At 59.0% G+C, this 16,858-nt stretch carries 19 protein-coding genes and 1 tRNA gene; 12 read left to right on the forward strand and 8 right to left on the reverse strand.

The genetic code is table 11. From position 1 onward, the window contains the following. Positions 1–18 precede the first annotated feature (18 nt). The 9 genes from atzF to KVG88_RS07335 all read left to right on the forward strand — a co-directional run bounded on the left by atzF (position 19) and on the right by KVG88_RS07335 (position 7,501). On the forward strand, positions 19–1,797 hold the full coding sequence (atzF, locus tag KVG88_RS07295; RefSeq protein WP_217870972.1) for an allophanate hydrolase: 1,779 nt from the start codon (positions 19–21) through the stop codon (positions 1,795–1,797). Between the two features lie 195 nt (positions 1,798–1,992). Beyond that, a complete protein-coding gene (locus tag KVG88_RS07300; protein ID WP_217870973.1) occupies positions 1,993–3,486 on the forward strand; it encodes a sensor domain-containing diguanylate cyclase in 1,494 nt (497 codons plus the stop codon). Next, entirely contained in the window at positions 3,473–3,691 is a 219-nt protein-coding gene (locus KVG88_RS07305) for a cysteine-rich CWC family protein (RefSeq protein ID WP_150705070.1), read from the forward strand. Before KVG88_RS07300 ends, KVG88_RS07305 begins: the two co-directional genes overlap by 14 nt. Positions 3,692–3,725: 34 nt before the next feature. Beyond that, entirely contained in the window at positions 3,726–4,418 is a 693-nt protein-coding gene (locus KVG88_RS07310) for a pseudouridine synthase (protein WP_217870974.1), read from the forward strand. A 312-nt stretch (positions 4,419–4,730) separates the two neighbouring features. Further along, entirely contained in the window at positions 4,731–5,615 is an 885-nt protein-coding gene (locus KVG88_RS07315) for an alpha/beta fold hydrolase (protein ID WP_150705072.1), read from the forward strand. 178 nt (positions 5,616–5,793) lie between these two features. Continuing rightward, positions 5,794–5,867 (forward strand) — tRNA-Gly (locus KVG88_RS07320). A 298-nt stretch (positions 5,868–6,165) separates the two neighbouring features. After that, complete coding sequence (locus KVG88_RS07325) at positions 6,166–6,345, forward strand: type II toxin-antitoxin system HicA family toxin (protein ID WP_007984690.1); 180 nt, start codon at positions 6,166–6,168, stop codon at positions 6,343–6,345. A gap of 37 nt (positions 6,346–6,382) precedes the next feature. Continuing rightward, the gene (locus tag KVG88_RS07330; protein ID WP_217870975.1) at positions 6,383–6,790 is read left to right on the forward strand and encodes a type II toxin-antitoxin system HicB family antitoxin; all 408 of its coding nucleotides are present in this window, start codon (positions 6,383–6,385) and stop codon (positions 6,788–6,790) included. Between the two features lie 441 nt (positions 6,791–7,231). After that, positions 7,232–7,501 (forward strand): short-chain dehydrogenase, encoded by a 270-nt coding sequence (locus KVG88_RS07335; protein WP_217870976.1) that lies wholly within the window; start codon positions 7,232–7,234, stop codon positions 7,499–7,501. Between the two features lie 272 nt (positions 7,502–7,773). Here KVG88_RS07335 and tam read toward each other — a convergent pair whose 3' ends face one another. Continuing rightward, complete coding sequence (tam, locus tag KVG88_RS07340) at positions 7,774–8,544, reverse strand: trans-aconitate 2-methyltransferase (RefSeq protein ID WP_217870977.1); 771 nt, start codon at positions 8,542–8,544, stop codon at positions 7,774–7,776. Between the two features lie 377 nt (positions 8,545–8,921). Between tam and KVG88_RS07345 the strand changes: the two genes are divergently transcribed. Next, entirely contained in the window at positions 8,922–9,332 is a 411-nt protein-coding gene (locus KVG88_RS07345) for a low affinity iron permease family protein (RefSeq protein ID WP_150705076.1), read from the forward strand. A 40-nt stretch (positions 9,333–9,372) separates the two neighbouring features. Here KVG88_RS07345 and KVG88_RS07350 read toward each other — a convergent pair whose 3' ends face one another. From KVG88_RS07350 to KVG88_RS07365, 4 genes are all read right to left on the reverse strand, one after another. Continuing rightward, positions 9,373–9,876 carry a DUF4142 domain-containing protein gene (locus KVG88_RS07350; protein WP_150705077.1) on the reverse strand — a complete coding sequence of 168 codons (504 nt, stop codon included), beginning with the start codon at positions 9,874–9,876 and terminating at the stop codon, positions 9,373–9,375. 72 nt (positions 9,877–9,948) lie between these two features. Then, positions 9,949–10,116, reverse strand: coding sequence for a KGG domain-containing protein (locus KVG88_RS07355; protein WP_150705078.1), 168 nt, complete (start codon positions 10,114–10,116; stop codon positions 9,949–9,951). 117 nt (positions 10,117–10,233) lie between these two features. After that, positions 10,234–11,580, reverse strand: coding sequence for a sensor domain-containing protein (locus KVG88_RS07360; RefSeq protein WP_217870978.1), 1,347 nt, complete (start codon positions 11,578–11,580; stop codon positions 10,234–10,236). Between the two features lie 87 nt (positions 11,581–11,667). Continuing rightward, positions 11,668–12,306: a LysE family translocator gene (locus tag KVG88_RS07365; RefSeq protein ID WP_217870979.1), complete on the reverse strand. Its 639-nt coding sequence runs from the start codon at positions 12,304–12,306 to the stop codon at positions 11,668–11,670. 153 nt (positions 12,307–12,459) lie between these two features. On the opposite strand from KVG88_RS07365, the gene KVG88_RS07370 reads away from it, so the two are divergent. Together KVG88_RS07370 and KVG88_RS07375 are read left to right on the forward strand one after the other, a co-directional pair. Next, positions 12,460–12,699 (forward strand): CopG family ribbon-helix-helix protein, encoded by a 240-nt coding sequence (locus KVG88_RS07370; protein WP_075947522.1) that lies wholly within the window; start codon positions 12,460–12,462, stop codon positions 12,697–12,699. Further along, complete coding sequence (locus KVG88_RS07375) at positions 12,689–12,973, forward strand: type II toxin-antitoxin system RelE/ParE family toxin (RefSeq protein WP_217870980.1); 285 nt, start codon at positions 12,689–12,691, stop codon at positions 12,971–12,973. The genes KVG88_RS07370 and KVG88_RS07375 overlap by 11 nt, the downstream gene beginning before the upstream one ends. A 120-nt stretch (positions 12,974–13,093) precedes the next feature. Here KVG88_RS07375 and KVG88_RS07380 read toward each other — a convergent pair whose 3' ends face one another. The 3 genes from KVG88_RS07380 to KVG88_RS07390 form a co-directional block, all read right to left on the reverse strand. After that, positions 13,094–14,425 carry an MFS transporter gene (locus tag KVG88_RS07380; RefSeq protein ID WP_150705169.1) on the reverse strand — a complete coding sequence of 444 codons (1,332 nt, stop codon included), beginning with the start codon at positions 14,423–14,425 and terminating at the stop codon, positions 13,094–13,096. Positions 14,426–14,597: 172 nt separating this feature from the next. Next, a complete protein-coding gene (locus tag KVG88_RS07385; RefSeq protein WP_217870981.1) occupies positions 14,598–15,524 on the reverse strand; it encodes a hydroxymethylglutaryl-CoA lyase in 927 nt (308 codons plus the stop codon). Continuing rightward, entirely contained in the window at positions 15,521–16,714 is a 1,194-nt protein-coding gene (locus KVG88_RS07390) for a CaiB/BaiF CoA transferase family protein (protein WP_217870982.1), read from the reverse strand. The genes KVG88_RS07385 and KVG88_RS07390 overlap by 4 nt, the downstream gene beginning before the upstream one ends. Between the last annotated feature and the right edge of the window lie 144 nt (positions 16,715–16,858).

A 16,858-nucleotide genomic window follows, 5' to 3' on the forward strand; every position in this document is an offset into this window, starting at 1 on the left:
TTGAAAAGGACGCACACCATGAACATCAATCTGCAACTCGACGCCCTGCGCAGCGCTTATCGCGACGGCAGCACCACGCCCCGGCAACTGCTGCTGAGCCTGCGGGACAAAGCCGCGGCGCTCAACCCGGACTATCACTTGTTCATCCACTTGCTGAATGTCGAGGAACTGGAACCGTACCTCGCCGCCCTCGACGGTCGCGATATCGACAGCTTGCCGCTGTACGGCGTACCCTTCGCGATCAAGGACAACATCGATCTGGCGGGCATTCCAACCACGGCAGCCTGCCCGGCGTTTGCCTACGTACCCGAACGCTCGGCAACCATCGTCGAGCAACTGCTGGCGTTGGGTGCGGTGCCGTTGGGCAAGACCAATCTCGATCAATTCGCCACCGGCCTCAACGGCAGTCGTTCGCCGTATGGCGCGTGCCCGAACAGCGTGTTGCCGGAGTATCCATCGGGTGGCTCCAGCGCCGGTTCTTCATTGGCGGTGGCCCTGGGTGTTGCGAGTTTTTCGTTGGGCACCGACACCGCAGGCTCCGGACGCGTGCCGGCAGGCCTGAATAATCTGGTGGGTATGAAAGCCACCAAAGGTTTGATTTCCACCGCTGGAGTGGTGCCGGCCTGTCGCACGCTGGATTGCGTGACCACCTTTACTGCGACCGCCCGGGAAGCCAGTCAGTTATTGGCATTGACCGCCAAACTCGACCCACGGGACGAGTACAGCCGTAGCAATCCGCTGTGGAATGACGGCTCGGCGTTCGGCGCACCGCGTCCGTTCCGCTTCGGCGTGCCCCGCGCGCAAGACCTGGAATTTTTCGGTTGCGCCGAAGGACCGGCGTTGTTCGGTGATGCGATCGATGAACTCAAGCGTCTGGGTGGCGAAGCCGTGGAACTGGACCTGACGCCGTTCCTTGAAGCGGCACGTCTGCTTTATGAGGGCCCTTGGGTGGCTGAACGCTACAGCGTGGCCGGCGAACTGATGGAGCAAAACCCCGAAGCCGTGTTGCCGGTAATCCGCGCCGTACTCGCCAAGGCGCCGGCCGTCAGCGGCGTGCAAACCTTCCGTGCCCAATACCGCCTGCAAGCGTTGAAAGCCCTGTGCGACAAGGCGCTGGAAAACCTCGATTGCGTGGTCACGCCGACCATTGGCCGCCCGGTCACCCTGGCAGAACTCGCAGCCGAACCGGTGCTGCGCAACTCCGAACTGGGCTACTACACCAACTTCATGAACCTGCTGGACTACGCCGCCATCGCCGTGCCAAGCGGTTTCATGGGCAACGGTTTGCCGTGGGGCGTGACGTTGTTTGGCCGAGCGTTTACCGATCAATATCTATTGAGCGTGGCCGATGGTTTGCAGCGTCAGCAAGGTTCGGCTACGCCAGCTCCGATCAACGTTGCACGCAACGACCGTGCGCGGCTGGTGGTCTGCGGTGCACACCTGGACGGATTGGCGCTGAACTGGCAGCTCAAGCAGCGCGGCGCCCGGTTGGTGGAAACGACATCCAGTTCATCCGACTATCAACTGTACGCCCTGGCCGATGGTCCGCCGTTCCGTCCAGGCATGGTCCGGGTAAAGGACGGCGGCGTATCGATTGCCGTGGAAGTGTGGGAGTTGCCGAGCAGTGAGCTGGGTTCGTTCCTGACCGGGATTCCGGCACCGCTGGGGCTGGGCAAGGTGCAACTGGCGGACGGTCGCTGGGAAAGCGGGTTCATCTGTGAGCCGTATGGCCTGGAGGGCGCCACCGACATCAGCCACCTCGGCGGATGGCGTGCCTACCTGAAAACCCTCGCCTGACAGTAATCCTGTAGGAGCTGCCGAAGGCTGCGATCATTTGATTCTGTTTTTAAAGATCAAAAGATCGCAGCCTTCGGCAGCTCCTACAGGGACGGGTGTGATGTAGGAACGACCATTCGCGGCGCACATAGAGCAGTTATTTCCCGGCAGTGACACTAGAATGCATGCCATCGGATTACTGACAACGGAATTGCCATGCCGCTTCGCTCGCCGCTGTATTCTCAACGTTCGTTGGTCCTCACGCTGGTCGCGTTGCTCGGCGCGGGTTTCCTCGCCACTTCATTGCTCAGTTACTACGCCTCGCGGGCGTCGATCCGCGACAACATCGTCAACACCGAATTGCCGCTGACATCCGACACGGTCTATTCGGAAATCCAGAAAGATCTTGTCAGACCGATCCTGATTTCCTCGATGATGGCCCGCGACACCTTCATGCGCGACTGGGTGGTCAACGGTGAAAAAGACTCCGACCAGATGACCCGCTACCTCAACGAGGTCATGACCCACTACGGCGCCTACACCGCGTTTTTCGTCTCCAACACCAGCCTGACTTACTACCACGCCAAGGGCGTACTCAAGCAGGTCAAGGCCACCGAGCCGAGGGATGCCTGGTACTTCCGCGTGCGCGACATGAAGGACCCGTACGAGATCAACGTCGATCCGGACCTCGCCAACAAAGACAACCTGACCGTCTTCATCAACTACAAAGTCTATGATTACAACGACCGCTTCATCGGCGCCGCCGGTGTCGGGCTGACGGTCGATGCGGTGATCAAACTGATCGACAAGTACCAGCAGCATTACCAGCGCAGCGTGTACTTCGTCGACACCTTTGGGCGGTTGGTGCTCACCGGTGCCGAAGGTGGCCCGCAAGGCGCGCTGGCCGGGCAGCCGCTGAGCGAGCTTGAAAGCATGAAGAACCTGGTCAGCCAGTTGCCCAAGCCGCACAGCGGCAGCTACGAATATTCCGGTCAGGGCCAGGGACATTTCCTCAACGTGCGGTTCATCCCGGAGCTGAACTGGTACCTGTTTGTCGACAAGCTCGAAGACGGCGACCTCAGTGACATCCGCCGCTCGCTGTACCTCAACCTGCTGATCTGCCTGGTGGTGACGCTGACGGTGCTGGCCCTGCTAAACCGGGTGATCAAGCGCTATCAGAACAAGATCCAGGCCCAGGCCACCCTCGACAGCCTGACGGAACTGCCCAACCGTCGCGGCTTCGACCTGTTGGCCGCGCAAGCCATGCATGAAGCTCAACGCGAGCCGAAACCGCTCACGGCGCTGTTGCTGGATCTGGACCACTTCAAGGCCTTGAACGACACCTACGGTCACCTGGCCGGCGATCAGGTGCTGATCGGCTTCGCCCGCGACCTGGAGAGCTGCCTGCGCCATTCCGACATCGTCTGTCGCTGGGGCGGTGAAGAATTCATCGTGCTGCTCAAGGACACTGACGGTGAGACCGGTCTGATGATCGCCGAGAAAATTCGTCATCATGTTGAACAACAGCGATATGCCTACAACGGCAGCACCCTGCATCTGACCGTCAGCATCGGCCTGACCACCCTGCAAAGCGACGACACCTTGCACACACTGCTGTCGCGGGCCGATCATGCGATGTACCGGGCCAAACAAAGTGGCCGTAACCGCACCTGCGTGGAAATGCCTCACTCCAGTTATGAACCCGCCTGACCTCTGCCCCGCCTGCGGCGCACCCAACGACTGCGCCCTGGCCGACCCGCGAACCGCTGACCAAGCGTGCTGGTGCTACGGCGTCAGCATCGACCCGGCGGTGCTTGAAGCGCTGCCCGCCGAACTGCGCAACGCCGCGTGCCTGTGCCCGCGATGTGCCGAGGTCGAGGCGCAGTTGCAAGCAGCGTCCGGGTCGATCAAGTAAGATGCGCGGCCCTTTCTTTACCGATCCTTAAGTCATGCGCGTCGACCGTTTTCTCAGCAACCTGCCCCGCTTCAACCGTAAGCAGGTGCGCCTGTTGCTGGTAGAAAAGCGCATCAGGATTGACGGCAAAATCGTCAGCGACCCGCACAGCGACGTCCGCGAGTTCAGCCGCGTCGAGGTCGACGACGAAGTGCTGCAAGTCGGCAAACCGTTGCGCCACTTCATGCTGCACAAACCCGCCGGTTGCGTCAGCGCCACCCGCGATCCGCAGCACCCGACCGTGCTCGACCTGATCCATGAACCGGACAAGGACGAACTGCACATCGCCGGACGCCTGGATTTCAACACCACCGGCCTGATGCTGATTACAAATGACGGCAGCTGGTCGCGCCGCCTGACCCAACCGCAGACCAAGCTGCCGAAGATCTACTACGTCGAAACCGAGCAAGACATCGGCCCCGAATACGCGATCACCTTCAATGAAGGGCTGTACTTCGCCTTCGAAGACCTCACCACCCAACCGGCCGGGTTAGAGCTGCTGGGGCCGAAATCGGCGCGCCTGAGCATCATTGAGGGCCGCTATCATCAGGTGAAGCGCATGTTCGGTCACTTCAACAACAAAGTGCTACGCCTGCACCGCGAACGCATGGGGCCGCTGGTGCTCGACGATGCGTTGAAACCGGGCGAATACCGCCCGCTGACCGATGATGAGATCGGATTGATCTAAGCAGCCTACCGCTGAGCAGAAGTTGTCGAACAATTTACCAACGGCACTTGCGCAATGATGTGACCCCTGCTTGAATCAGGACGTCGGCCGAAATGTGACCGACGAGTCACCAAATACTTCTAAGAAACTTTTTGCCGGTAGGAACCCTTGGGTTCCGGCCTCACCCGGCAAACTGCCCGCCAATAACAATACCCGTCGACCGGACTGCACTGGATCGACATGGGCCTGCAAATTCCAAGGCATATGCCTACCTGTCACAAAGCTCGTGCAATCTCTTTTGCGCGCATACCCGCTTGCCAGGAGTCTTATGACATGAGGCCAGAAATCGCTGTGCTGGATATACAGGGTCAGTATCGGGTTTACACGGAGTTCTATCGCGCAGACGCCGCAGAGAAGACCATTATCTTGGTCAACGGCTCGATGGCCACGACTGCGTCGTTTGCACAAACCGTGAAAAACCTTCATCCGCAGTTCAACGTGGTTTGCTACGACCAGCCCTACGCGGGCAAGTCAAAAGCCCACAACCTGCATGAGAAAATGCTCACCAAGGAAATCGAAGGGCAGATCCTCCTGGAGCTGATCGACCACTTCGCCGCCGAACACGTGCTGTCGTTTTCCTGGGGTGGTGCGGCGACCATGGTCGCGCTGTCGCAACAACCACGACGCATCGAAAAAGCCGTGATCAGTTCGTTCTCGCCGGAAATCAACGCGCACATGCTCGATTACCTTGAGCGCGGCGTCGATTACCTCGGCAGCCGGGATGGCGACCGGGTCGGCAACCTGGTGAATAGCACCATCGGCAAGCACCTGCCAACGTTGTTCAAGCGCTTCAACTATCGGCACGTCAGTTCCCTGGCCGAGCATGAATACGGGCAGATGCACTTCCACATCAGCGACCTGCTGCACAGTGATCGTCAATGCTTCTTCAAAGCCGCACAGAAAATCAACGTGCCGGTGCTGTTCATGAACGGCGAATGGGACGAATACACCGCCGCCGATGGCGCCCGGTTGTTCGCCAATCACGTGCAACAAGCCACCTTCACCACTCTTGAAGCCACCGGCCACTTTCTCGACATGGAACACAAAGCCGCCTGCCGAGACAGCCGCAATGCACTGATGGGCTTCCTGAAACCGGCGCAACACGAAAGCCGACCGCGTTACCACTACGTCCAGGACCACCATGCATTGGCCATCTGAAACAGCGTCATCGCGAGCAAGCTTCGCTCTACAGAGTTGAACGCATTCCTGTAGCCCGAAGCTTGCCCGCGACAGACCGTCATCCGGTCGTTGCTCCGTGTCATCTGCGCTAAACCCGTCTGGCGCAAAGAAAAACTTCATTTCCACGCGCACATCTGGTACAAAGTCACCGCTCTGAGCGGGTGTCGTATAATGGCATTACTCCAGCTTCCCAAGCTGATAACGAGGGTTCGATTCCCTTCACCCGCTCCAATCGAATTTTGGTCTCACGTTAAGAGGGTTTTGACGGGGGATGTAGAGACAAAAAAAACCGGCCTTGATGGCCGGTTTTTTTATGGGCGCGATTTGGTTCGCTTTTCCATAGGCGGAAAATTAGCGTTTTTCCGCAAGATCTGCGTTTTGTTAACGTTTTACTTGTCCCGGTAACGAATTTCTTTCTTGAAATCGGTCCTATCGCTGCATCACCGAACCAGGAAGGTTTGGTGGTTATAGTGTTGATTACAAAAAATCAGTAGGTATAGTAACCACAAGCTCACCACAGGGAGGTGATGTGAATAGCCGATTTTTGATAAGCCAAATCGTTGCGGACGGCTGGTATCTGGTACGAATCAGAGGCAGTCATCACCATTTCAAGCACCCGACCAAGCCGGGGTTGGTGACCGTCCCTCATCCCAAGAAAGATCTGCTCAAGAAAACGGCCATCAGTATTTTGCAACAGGCGCTGCTCTAACGAGCGCTAGGCGCTGAGTCCTCGGAGGACAATGAACATGCTTTACCCAATTGCGATTTCAATGGGCGACGACGAGCACGCCTGGGGCGTTGAAGTCCCCGACATTCCGGGCTGCTTTTCCGCCGGGGAAGATCTGGATGACGCGATGGCGATGGCCCGGGAAGCCATTGAAGGCCATTTCGAGATTCTGGCCGAAGAGGGTTCGCCCATTCCGCCCGCCACCAAAGTGACCTTGCACGCGGCTGATCCAAAATACGCGGGATGTGCGTGGGCGTTGGTGGACATTGACGTGACCAAATACCTGGGCAAAGCCCAGAAACTGAACATTACGCTGCCCGGCTACCTGCTCAACCGTATTGATGAATATGTACTGCACCATCCGGAGGAGAAAAGCCGTTCGGGCTTTCTGGCGTCGGCGGCACTCAAGGTGTTGCAGCAGGGCTGATGTGGTTGCTGCAGAAATAAATCAACCGGTCCTTGGTGGCCGGTTTTTTTATGGCCGGCATTTAGTGAATCGCCGGTTCCACCCCCGAACTTAGAGCGCTCAAACGAAGCCGTTTTTCAGAAAAAGCAACGTCCTACAATAGTCTGGGAAATGTCCGTACACTTGCGCATTGCTGTGCCTTTGTCATGAGCCCTATAGTCCGAACGCGCCCAAATGGCGTGTCGGGTTTGGCGACTCGATGTTCAATGGCATAGAACCTCCGAGTCTTACCCGGAGCGTTTCTAGTCGCACTTTGCTGCCCCTTTTTGGTAGCTGTGCGTGGGAGACCTTCGGGTCTGCCGGTTTGCCACTTGTCCGGTTCGCCAACCCGCGTGCAGCTACCACCCTATTGTTTGGCGACAATTGCGTGGTAGGTCCTCGACCTACAATTGGTAATCACTCATGAAAGAATATATGGCTTTAACCAGCAACGCCGACGATCTCCCCTCCTTTTACGTCAACACCACCCAACCGCTGCACTCACTGCTCAGCAGCGCCCGATACCGAATCGGTGCCGTGACGCAGGTTCTCGAAAACCTCGCGATGCGCGGTGAAATTAGCACTGACTCGGTCATTCTCAGCGACTTCGCATTGCTGTGCTGCATACCGCTGCGCGATGGTTGCGATGTGCTGGATGTGATCGCCCGGCGCATGGATGCAGAAACGTCCTGACGATAATTCGGGCGCCTTTGAAGGCGCTCGTATATTTTTCGTATGGATTTTCGAGTGGCAGTAAAGAATCCGTAGCCAGGCGTTGAGCCCAAAGAAAGATCAATTACTCTCTCGGCTCACCTTTCGCTAAGAGATCAACATGGCCAGTTCAGAGTTGGGGATCATGATCATTTCAATGATCGGGTTGTTCGGCTTTGCTTCATTCATTTTTGAATACCTGAGCGCCAGACGCGCGAAAAAAAGGGGCAGATGACACCTGCCCCTTTTTCACCTCAGCGCGTCGCCACCAGAAACAAACGCGGAAACGGCAGCAGCACCGAACCATCGCTCAGCGCCGGATAAGCCTTTTCGATAGCCGCCTGATATTGCTTCAGATACTGCGCCCGTTCTGCCTCATCCAGCGGTTCGAGAAACGGCCGCAAACCGCTGCCCTTGAACCACTCGACTACGCCCGAGGCACCGTCCGCCAGCGGATGATGGTAAGTGGTGCGCCACACATCGACGCGGGAGCAGCAAGCCCTCAGTATCGAGTAATAGCCGCTGGCACTTTCCATGTCAGTTCGCTGGCCAGCGGCGCCCGCCAGTTTGCCTGCCCATGGTCCATCAGCCGCGACTTCACGCATCAAGCGGTGCGAAGGTTCGTTGAGATTGTCCGGCATCTGGATCGCCAGACTGCCACCCGGCGCAAGTTTGTTCACCAGTGAAGGCAGCAACGTGGCGTGATCCGGCACCCACTGCAATACCGCGTTGGCGAAAATCACGTCAAAGGGGCCGTTTTCATTCCAAGTGTCGATATCGGCGATATCAAACTGCACATTCGGCAGGCGCTTGCGTGCTGCATCGATCATGTCGGTGGAACTGTCCAAGCCACGCACCTCAGCGCCGGCAAAACGCTCTACCAGCAGCTCTGTGGAATTACCGGGGCCGCAACCGATGTCCACGGCCGAACGCACATCCCCAGCGGGGATTGCCGCCAGCAGATCACGGGCGGGACGGGTGCGTTCATCTTCAAAAGCGACGTATTGTTTGGCGGACCAACTCATTGCGTTCTCCTGTCGGTGCGTTGTTCAGGCCTCGGCCGACAACCGGTTCCCTACAATACATCGATGGGTGGATTGCGCTCTATTCCACCTTTGGTCAAAGCGTTATTGAACCCTCCACAAATCCACAACCCGTAGCAGCTGCCGAAGGCTGCGTTCGGCTGCGCAGCAGTCGTAAAATCAGAGGTCGCGGTCTGTCAGACAGACCTCACACGCCGGGTCTACGACTGCTTCGCAGCCGAACGCAGCCTTCGGCAGTTGCTACATGGAGCGCGCGGGGGCATCTCTCCAATGGCGGTTCATTCGCGCAACCCCAGCCGAATTTTCAGCCCGCCCCCGATGTCTGAATTTCAGGTTCATCCCCAATAAGGAACACGGCCATGAAATTCGCAAAAGTCGCGCAGAAACTCGCCCTGTGGGCCGGCAGCCCCACCACCTTCATGGGAGCGATCATTCTGATTTTTTTGTGGGCGGTGAGCGGTCCGTTCTTTGGTTACAACGACACTTGGCAACTGGTCATCAACACCTCGACCACCATCATTACGTTCCTGATGGTGTTCCTGATCCAGAACACGCAGAACCGCGACACGGACATTTTGCATTTGAAGGTCGATGAATTACTGCGAGTGACCAAGGAAGCGCAGAACGCGATGCTGGGCCTGGAAGCGCTGGACCTCAAGGAACTGGAGGCGCTGAGAAAGCAGTACCGCAAGCTTGGCGAAGGACAGACGATAAAACTGGAAGGTACTGTTGTCGAAGAAAAGGGCAAGTCAGGTTTGCAGGACTGCTGAAGTTGCTCAGGCGACCGAAGTCGCCTGAGCAATGCAGAGTCTAGCGACTGGCCTGCAACGCCCTGGCCATCTGCAGGTGATTTTGCAGTTTGGGCAGGGTTTCTTCGGCGAAGGCTTTGATTTGCGGCACGTCGGTGGTCTGTGCCGTTTGCTCAAGCTGCTCGATGGCTTCCTGAGTGGTTTTTATCTGGTTTGCGGTGTAGGCCTCGTCGAACGTCGTGCCTTCCATGACCTCTGGCATCAAGGTCTTGGCCTTTTCCACCACTTCTTCGCGCGGGGCCACAGGCAAGTCCAGTTGCTTGGCGATTTTCGCCAAGTGCTGGTTGGCGGTGGTGCGGTCGTTGATCACAACGATGGTGTAGTCCTTGACCTCTTTGGATTCGGACTTTTGATGCGCCAGACGGCTGGCTTCGATTTCGGCCACGCCTTGGGCCGAGGCATCGTTGATGAATTCGGTGGGGGTCTGGGCGAAGGCGCTATTGGCGCACAGGCCCAGTAGTACGGCAAAACCGCTGTTGCGTAATCGGGTGGCCATCGGGCTCATGGTCGCGCCCTCCTCTTAACATTCAAACGGGAGCTTTCGCTCCCGCTTCTCGATCAAAACCACCTTCATCCACTAGCGAGACTTTTGCTCGTTATGTCCGCCTTTACGGCCCATGTCGGGTTTCGCAGGCTCTTTATCGACAGTCGTGGTGGTGGTTTTCCCACCTTTACGACCCGCTTCAGACGCCTTGGTTTTATCGTTGGCGAAATTTCCCGAGTTCGAGTTTCTTGAGTTAGGCATGATTCTCTACCTCTTGGTTTTAGTCGCGGCGAGCTGGGGCCCGCATAGAATCTGAATTTTCGCGCAGCAAAAGGTTTAGAAAACCTGAAATCGTCACGACGAACGGTGGTGATATTTTCAGACGAGCCGCAGGTGATGCTCGCGCTTGGCGGTGTACATCGCTTCGTCGGCGTGCCGGAACAGCTGCTTTTCTTCCGTGCCGTGTTCGGGGTATTGGGCAACGCCGATGCTCGGCTGGATGTTCAGGCTGTGGCCGTCCAGGCGCAGCGGCGCGGACAGCACCTGGCGGATTTTGCCAGCCACGCAATCGGCATCGCCCGAGGCGTGGATGCTGTGCAGCAACACCACAAACTCGTCACCGCCAATGCGCGCCACGGTGTCGGTTTCACGCACGCAGCCCTTGAGCCGATTGGCCACGGTTTGCAGAAGCATGTCGCCCACCGCATGGCCGTGCGTGTCGTTGACTTGCTTGAAGCGATCGAGGTCGACATACAGCAGCGCCATGCGCCCCTGCGCCATACGCGCCGCTTCGATGGCAACTTTGAGCCGGTCACGCAGCAACCCTCGGTTGGGCAGCTGGGTCAACTGATCGTACTGAGCCATGCGTTGCAGTCGCTCGTGCAATTGCTTGCGTTCGATCGCCGTGGCCACCTGGGCGCAGACGTACTGCAACAGTTCTTTGTCCTGCTCGGTGTAGCGCTCGCCGCCGGGAATGCTTTTGACGATCAGTGCGCCGATGGTGCCGTTTTGCGAGTTCAGCGGCACACCCAACCAGCATGGCGAGTTCTGGCCGGTCACCAGCACCTCGAAGCCCTGGGGTGGGTTTTCCTGGTCCGGGGTCAGCAGAATCGGCAGGCCGCTACGGATGACCTCGGCGCACAGGCGCCCGGTGATCGTGCCGGGCTGTTCGGGTTGTGGCTCGTGGTCGTCGACGTGATACGGAAAGTTCAGCTCTGCGCAATGTTCGTCATACAACGCCACGGAAAAATTCAGTGCCGGCAACCACTCACCGATGATCAGGTGGATGCGTTTGAACAACGCCAGCAAGTCCTCCGCCGCATGGGCCGCTTCGGATATCGCATACAGCGCCGCTTGCCGGGACTCGGCCTGCTTGCGTTCGGTGATGTCGCGGGCGACGGCAATACGCAGCTGATCGACCTCCGACCAGCGCGCCGACCAGAGGATGTGTACCACTTGGCCGTCCTTGCGCAAGTAACGGTTTTCGAAGTTGAGTTTGGGCTCGCCGCCCATGATCTCGCGTGCGGCATCAAGGGTGCGCTGGCGATCGGCCGGGTGCACCAGATCGATCATTGGCTGGCCGATCAACTCGTCGGGGCTGTAGCCGAAAATGCGCTCACAGGCAGCACTGACAAAAACGAAGCGGCCTTGCTTGTCGACCGCGCAAACGGCGTCCAGCAACAGGTCGATGTAGCTCGCCATCGGCGCGGAATTTCTGGTGGTCATGGTGCCGAGCGCGTGTCCGAACAATGCAGCAATAAAAAACCATCCCTGACCCGTACGTGTGCGGCTGATGCATCCAAGCGATCAGCGTCAAACCTTGTTCGTCACCAGCCCCGGCAATGCATGGGCCAAAGCGTTGATGGCAAAACCAATGAACATCACCCCGCACAACCGGGTAATCGCCAGCTCATGGCGTTGGTACAAGGTGCGTACCCGCTGCGCCCCGACAATGCCGATGAGGATAGCGTAGGCGATAAGGCCACCGATGAAGCTCAGGAAGATCAGCCATGGCAGCATCGACCACGTCAGCAGCTCGGCTCGGCTCGACAACAATGCGGTGAACGTGGCCACCGCCACCGGGTACGCCTTCGGGTTGGTCAGGCCGAACAGGATGCCGTGCCAGAACGGCTGGCGCGCCGGGCCTTGCGGTGCCTCGGCGCTGTTACGACGAGCCCGTACCGCGCGCCAACCGAGCCAGAACAGATAGAGCCCGCTGAGCACGCCGAGCACGTCAAACGCAGTGCTGCCGATCTCCCGCGCACCGACAATCGCCACCAGCGCGGTGCTGCACCAGATCACATCGCCCAGCAAATGCCCGCAAAGAAACCCCGCCCCAGCCCGTCGACCATGCGCCGCGCCAATGCCAAACACCGCCAGCACGCCCGGTCCCGGGGTGATGCCATAGATGAATCCCGAGGCGAGAACAGCCATCAGCAGCGAGGGGGTCATGGGAAGTCCTTTGAACGATTTGGTGAATGGGCGCCAGTCTATATCAGGTCCTTGCCTGTCGACTGAAACATCTCGACAGACGAACGGGCTAGCTGCGCCCCATAGATGACGGTGTAGTATGTTGTATTACAAACCACTACATCGAAGACCACCATGTCAGTCATGTCTCTGCGCGTACCGGACGAAATTGCGGATACCCTCGCCCGCCTTTCCAAAGCAACTGGGCGCAGCAAATCATTTTTGGCTGTGGATGCGTTGCGCGAATACCTGGCCCGCGAAGCGTGGCAAATCGAGGAAATTCAGAAAGCCTTGAAAGAAGCCGATGAGGGGGACTTCGCTACACAAGAAGAAGTGACCGCCATCGCTGATAAGTGGACGGCCAATGCGCGTTGAGTGGTTGCGTACCGCGTTAAAGAATCTGGATGACGAAGCCGCGTATATAGCAATGGAGAGCCCGAAAGCGGCAGCAGATTTCGTTCAGGCTGTTCTAGCCAGTGTCGATCACCTCGCCCGCTTTCCAGCGACAGGCCGAGAAGGACGTTTACCCGGTACTCGGGAATGGGTCATGCCTGATCGCCCGTATTTGATTCCCTATCGGGTTCGTCAAGGTCAGCTTCAGGTACTGCGCGTATTTCATACGCGTCGACTTCCGCCTTCAAATTGGTAAAGGTCACTCAGAAAATTTTATAGCTTTGACTCTTCTCCAATCCGCTCAAAAGATCGCAGCCTCCGGCAGCTCCTACAGGGATGCGTGGTCCGCGTAGGAGCTGCCGAAGGCTGCGATCTTTTAAAACTTGTCGAGGGTGCGCAGCTTCTGCGGCAGTCCCCACATCAGCAATGCCACGGCGATCAGCGCGCAGACACCAATGACATACAGCGCCGGTGTGGTGCTGCCGGTCAGGTCTTTGATGCGGCCCACCATGACCGGGCTGACGATGCCGCCGAACTGGCCCAGGGTGTTGATCACCGCAATCCCGCCGGCCGCACCTGCGCCGGCACCGGCCAGCAGTTTCGGTGGCAAGGTCCAGAAGCTCGGGATCGAGGCGATGATCCCGGCGCCGAGCAGGCCCAGGGCGACGATCAGGAACGTCGTGTGGTTGGCGAAAATCCCCGCGCAGAAGAAACCGATAGCCCCCACCGCCACCAGGCCGGCGACAAACTTGCGACGTTCGCCGGAGGCATCGGACAAGCGCCCGATCACCACCATGCTGATCGCGCCGCAGATGTACGGAATGGCGGTCAGCAGGCCAATCATCACGGGGCTTTCGGTGCCGGCGCTGCGGATCAGTTGCGGAGCCCAGAAGTTCAGGCCGTAGGACGCGACCTGAATCAGGAAGTAGATCAGGCCGAGGGTCAGGAAGCCCGGAATGCGCAGCGCCGCAAGCAGAGAGCCGCCGCTCTTGTGCGGTTCATGCTGAGCGATACGGCTGGCCAGCAGGGTTTTCTCCGACGACGTCAGCCAATGGGCGTCTTCGATGCGATCCTTGAGCAAGGTCAGCACCAGCAAACCGAGGCCGATGCACGGCACGCCGCCGAGCAGGAACAACCAGTGCCAGCCGCGCATGTCCATGAAGCCGTCGAGGTGTTGCAGTACCAATCCGGAGAACGGCGCACCGACCAGACCGGCGAAGGCCGACGACAGGAACAACATCGATGTAATGCGCCCACGGTAGTGCTGCGGGAACCACAGCGTCAGGTAATACAGCACGCCGGGGGCAAAACCGGCCTCCATCGCGCCGATCACGAAGCGCAGCACGTAGAACTGCCATTCGCTGTTGACGAACACCATCAGTGCAGTCGCCAGGCCCCAGGACATCATGATCCGGGCGATCCAGCGACGGGCGCCGACCTTGTACAGCATCATGTTGCTCGGCACTTCGAAAATCACATAACCGACCACGAACAGCCCTGCACCGAGACCGTAAGCGGTGTCGCTGAGGCTCAAGTCGGTTTGTAGCTGGAATTTGGCGAAGCTGATGTTGATGCGGTCGAAAAAGGCGAACAGGTAGCAGACCATGATCAGCGGCATCAGGCGCCAGGCGACCTTGCTGACCAGGGCTTTTTCTTCGTCGTGGCTAACGGCCGGGCTCGCGCCGGCCTCCAGTGCATTAAGGCTCATTGCGTTTCTCCAGACGGACTTCCCTTGGGGTGTCCGATTGTTTTTGTTATCTGGTTGAAGTGCTTTTTACTGTGGGAGCGGGCTTGCTAATGCGGTTTCGAGTTCAGCATTGATGGCGACTGCTACTCCGCCTTCGCGAGCAAGCCCGCTCTCACAGGGGTTATGTGTTTAGTCAGGAGGGCACTGGGTGCAGGTCGCAGTTGCGTCCGGCCTTGGCCAGTTGGCCAGGCACTTCGTGGCCCAGCAGCGTTGGCAATCCTCGGGATAGCTTGAGCAGCAGCGGCAGATCGATACCGGTGGGAATGCCGATTTCATCGCACAGGTTGACCAGGTCTTCGGTGCAGATGTTGCCCGAAGCCCCGGGTGCGAAAGGACAACCGCCGAGGCCGCCGAGCGCCGCGTCGAAACGCCGTGCGCCAGCCTCGTAGGCGGCCAGCACATTGCACAGGCCGAGGCCTCGGGTGTTGTGGAAATGCAGGGTCAAATCCGCCGGCGACACCCGCTGCAAAACACGGCGCACCAAACGATCGACCTGTCGCGGGTTGGCCATGCCGGTGGTGTCGGCCAGGGTGATGCCCTGGATGCCGAGTTCCTGATAGGCCTCGACGATCTGCAGCACCCGGTCTTCATCAATCTTGCCTTCGAACGGGCAGCCGAAGGTTGTAGCGATGCTGGCATTGAGTCGCACTTTCGTTTCGCCAACGAACTGCACGATTTCGCCAAACGCGGCCAAGGAGTCTTCGCAGCGCATGCGCATGTTCGCCAGGTTGTGCGTCTGGCTGGCGGACATCACCAGGTTCAGCTCATCGGCGCTACAGGCCAGTGCCCGTTGCGCGCCCTTGAGGTTGGGGATCAACGCGACATAGATCACCCCCGGTTGCCGGGCGATGCCTTTGAACACCAGCTCACCGTCGCGCAGCGCCGGAATGGCCTTGGGCGACACGAACGAACCGGCTTCGATGCGGCTGAATCCTGCCAATGACAGTTGATTGATCAGGGCGATTTTATCGACGGTTTCGACCCACGTCGGTTCGATCTGCAGGCCGTCGCGCGGGGACACTTCCTGAACGATCAGGCGCTCGGAATAATCAGTGATCATTGCACCACTCCTTCAGTTTTCAGGCGTTGGATGTCCGCAACGGTCAGGCCCAGTTGCGCGAGGACGCTGTCGGTGTGTTGGCCCAAACCGGGGCCGGACCAATTCACGCCGCCGGGGGTTTCCGAGAGTTTCGGTACGATGCCCGGCATCTTTACCGTGGCGCCGCCCGGCAGTTCGGCGTTGAGCAGCATGTCCCGCGCTTGATAGTGCGGATCGGCAACGATGTCGGCCACCGAATAAATGCGCCCGGCCGGGACTTCGGCGGCTTCCAGCGCGGCCAGCACTTCGTCGATCGGCAGGCTGCTGGTCCAGTGGGTGATGGCCGCGTCGAGCAATCCGCTCTTGGCGGCACGCCCGTCGTTATGGGCGAACTCAGGCGCGTCGGCCAGATCGCGGCGACCGATGGTTTCCATCAGGCGTTTGTAGATCGGGTCGCTGTTGCCGGCGATCACCACGTAGGCGCCATCCGCCGTGAGGTAGGTATTGGACGGTGCGATGCCCGGCAAGGCGCCGCCGCTGCGTTCACGCACATGGCCGAGCATGTCGTATTCCGGTACCAGGCTTTCCATGACGTTGAACACGCTTTCGGCCAACGACACATCGACGATTTGCCCGCCGCCCTGCCCGGTCTTGACCCGCAGCAGCGACATCAGCGCACCGATCACCGCGTGCAGCGACGCCAGCGAATCACCAAGGCTCACGCCGACCCGCGCCGGTGGCGAACCGGGGGTGCCAGTGGTGTAGCGAATCCCGCCCATGGCCTCGCCGATGGCGCCGAAACCCGGACGGTCGCGGTAGGGGCCGGTCTGGCCATAACCGGAAATCCGCACCAACGTCAGGTTGGGATTGAGGGCGTGCAACACGTCCCAGCCGAGGCCGAGTTTTTCCAGGCCGCCGGGGCGCAGGTTTTCGATCAGCACGTCGGCGCTGGTTGCCAATTGCTTGACCAGTTCGATGCCTTCGGGGGATTTGAGGTTCAGCGCCAACGACTTCTTGTTGCGCGATTGCAAGTACCACCACAGCGAAGTGCCTTCGTGCAGCTTGCGCCATTTGCGCAGGGGATCGCCCTGCCCCATGGCTTCGATCTTGATCACTTCGGCGCCGAACTCGGCGAGCATGCGCGCGGCAAATGGCGCAGCGATCAGCGTGCCGATCTCGATCACTTTGATTGCACTCAAGGGGGCAGTCATCGCGGGGTACCTCTAGTTGTTCTTGGAATTGAGGCCAAGGCTAGAGGACCGGGGACCAAGGAATCCAACCTTCAGTTGGCAACGAGCGTTCGCGAAATGCGAACGCCCGCGGAGATCGTGGGACCTTCAAACCGCCATCGCGGG

This window comes from Pseudomonas azerbaijanoccidentalis (assembly GCF_019145495.1).
Lineage (GTDB): Bacteria > Pseudomonadota > Gammaproteobacteria > Pseudomonadales > Pseudomonadaceae > Aquipseudomonas > Aquipseudomonas azerbaijanoccidentalis.

Bases quoted from the DNA above. Each gene is read 5' to 3' on its own strand.
- KVG88_RS07300 (WP_217870973.1), top strand. From the start codon at position 1,993: ATGCCGCTTCGCTCGCCGCTGTATTCTCAACGTTCGTTGGTCCTCACG.
- KVG88_RS07350 (WP_150705077.1), bottom strand. From the start codon at position 9,876: ATGAGCCCGATGGCCACCCGATTACGCAACAGCGGTTTTGCCGTACTA.
- KVG88_RS07335 (WP_217870976.1), top strand. From the start codon at position 7,232: ATGAAAGAATATATGGCTTTAACCAGCAACGCCGACGATCTCCCCTCC.
- KVG88_RS07370 (WP_075947522.1), top strand. From the start codon at position 12,460: ATGTCAGTCATGTCTCTGCGCGTACCGGACGAAATTGCGGATACCCTC.
- KVG88_RS07375 (WP_217870980.1), top strand. From the start codon at position 12,689: ATGCGCGTTGAGTGGTTGCGTACCGCGTTAAAGAATCTGGATGACGAA.
- KVG88_RS07305 (WP_150705070.1), top strand. From the start codon at position 3,473: ATGAACCCGCCTGACCTCTGCCCCGCCTGCGGCGCACCCAACGACTGC.
- atzF (WP_217870972.1), top strand. From the start codon at position 19: ATGAACATCAATCTGCAACTCGACGCCCTGCGCAGCGCTTATCGCGAC.
- KVG88_RS07365 (WP_217870979.1), bottom strand. From the start codon at position 12,306: ATGACCCCCTCGCTGCTGATGGCTGTTCTCGCCTCGGGATTCATCTAT.
- KVG88_RS07345 (WP_150705076.1), top strand. From the start codon at position 8,922: ATGAAATTCGCAAAAGTCGCGCAGAAACTCGCCCTGTGGGCCGGCAGC.
- KVG88_RS07380 (WP_150705169.1), bottom strand. From the start codon at position 14,425: ATGAGCCTTAATGCACTGGAGGCCGGCGCGAGCCCGGCCGTTAGCCAC.
- KVG88_RS07315 (WP_150705072.1), top strand. From the start codon at position 4,731: ATGAGGCCAGAAATCGCTGTGCTGGATATACAGGGTCAGTATCGGGTT.
- KVG88_RS07360 (WP_217870978.1), bottom strand. From the start codon at position 11,580: ATGACCACCAGAAATTCCGCGCCGATGGCGAGCTACATCGACCTGTTG.
- KVG88_RS07385 (WP_217870981.1), bottom strand. From the start codon at position 15,524: ATGATCACTGATTATTCCGAGCGCCTGATCGTTCAGGAAGTGTCCCCG.
- KVG88_RS07330 (WP_217870975.1), top strand. From the start codon at position 6,383: ATGCTTTACCCAATTGCGATTTCAATGGGCGACGACGAGCACGCCTGG.
- tam (WP_217870977.1), bottom strand. From the start codon at position 8,544: ATGAGTTGGTCCGCCAAACAATACGTCGCTTTTGAAGATGAACGCACC.
- KVG88_RS07310 (WP_217870974.1), top strand. From the start codon at position 3,726: ATGCGCGTCGACCGTTTTCTCAGCAACCTGCCCCGCTTCAACCGTAAG.
- KVG88_RS07390 (WP_217870982.1), bottom strand. From the start codon at position 16,714: ATGACTGCCCCCTTGAGTGCAATCAAAGTGATCGAGATCGGCACGCTG.
- KVG88_RS07355 (WP_150705078.1), bottom strand. From the start codon at position 10,116: ATGCCTAACTCAAGAAACTCGAACTCGGGAAATTTCGCCAACGATAAA.